This is a genomic window from Neisseria sp. P0016.S008, from assembly GCF_051957775.1.
Taxonomy (GTDB): domain Bacteria; phylum Pseudomonadota; class Gammaproteobacteria; order Burkholderiales; family Neisseriaceae; genus Neisseria; species Neisseria flavescens_B.
The window spans coordinates 1-1,093 of sequence record NZ_JBQCWB010000022.1 but is presented as its reverse complement, the minus strand read 5'-3'; the positions used below and the strand labels follow the sequence as shown (position 1 = coordinate 1,093).

Here is a 1,093-nt window from a genome sequence, read left to right as displayed (position 1 = left end):
GTGATTGCCTTTGACGGCAAGCTCTTCCCCGCCGTCGGCAGCAGCAAAGTCAGCACCGAGACCGCCGCAGGTTTTGACAACCTGCATTTTGGCGCGCTCACCGAATGGGAGGAAAACAAAGGTTGGCACAATATCCGTACCGCCCTGACCCAACATTCAGACGGCCTCAAACCGCGTCTTCCAAACCCTGAAGCCAAAGTTTCCGTCCGCACACTGATTCCCGGTTATGCCGCGCAAGAACTTTCAGACGGCCTGCCCCACCTTTCCGCACAAGCCCTGATTCTGCAAAGCTACGGCCACGGCAATGCACCGAGCAACGATGCGTTTGTCCGAGCCGTCCAAGCCTTTACGCAACAAGGCAAATTGCTGCTCAACATCAGCCAAGTGCCGCAAGGTTGCGCCGCCGCCGTCTATGCCCAAGGCGATGCTTTGCGTCAGGCAGGTATCATCAACGGCGGCAAATGCAACCTGGAGACCGCCACTGCGCTGATGACCCTTGCCGTATCCCATGACTGGAATGCGGATAAGGTGCAACAAGAATTGCGACAATTAAATCTGCTGTAAACCGCCATTAAACATGACTTTCACCGACACCCACTGTCATCTTGCCGATTCCAAACTTGCCGACACACTGCCTGCCGTACTTGCCGAAGCGCAGGCTGTCGGTGTGGCGCGTTTTATCGTACCGGCTACGTCTCCCAAAGATTGGCAGGCAGTGGCGCAGTTGGAAAGGCCGTCTGAAAACATCCATATCGCTTTGGGTATCCACCCATGGTTTTCAGACGGCCTCAACGAAGCGGCATTCCAAGAGTTAGAGTCCGAATTAATCCGGCATCCGCAAGCATGGGTTGGCGAAATCGGTTTGGATTTTTATGGCAAAGAGCAGACCCAAGCACAACGCGACACGCAGACCGAGGTCTTTATCCGCCAACTTATCCTCGCCCAAAACCTCAACCGCCGCGTCATTATCCATAATCTGAAAGCCACCGCCACCATTGCCGTCGCTGTCAAAACCGCCGGTTTCACACGAGGCGGTATCGTTCACGCCTTCTCCGGCAGCGTAGAAGAAGCGCGGATTTTGGTGAAACTCGGC

General features: G+C 55.3%; 1 protein-coding gene and 1 pseudogene. Both read left to right on the top strand.

The genetic code is table 11. The annotated features are described in order from the left end of the window. Nucleotides 1–564, top strand: a pseudogene (locus ACTHS8_RS10810) (asparaginase); the annotation flags it as partial. 13 nt (nt 565–577) lie between these two features. Further along, nucleotides 578–1,093, top strand: a 516-nt coding sequence (locus tag ACTHS8_RS10805; protein ID WP_440373709.1) for a TatD family hydrolase, incomplete at its 3' end; no start/stop codon positions are given.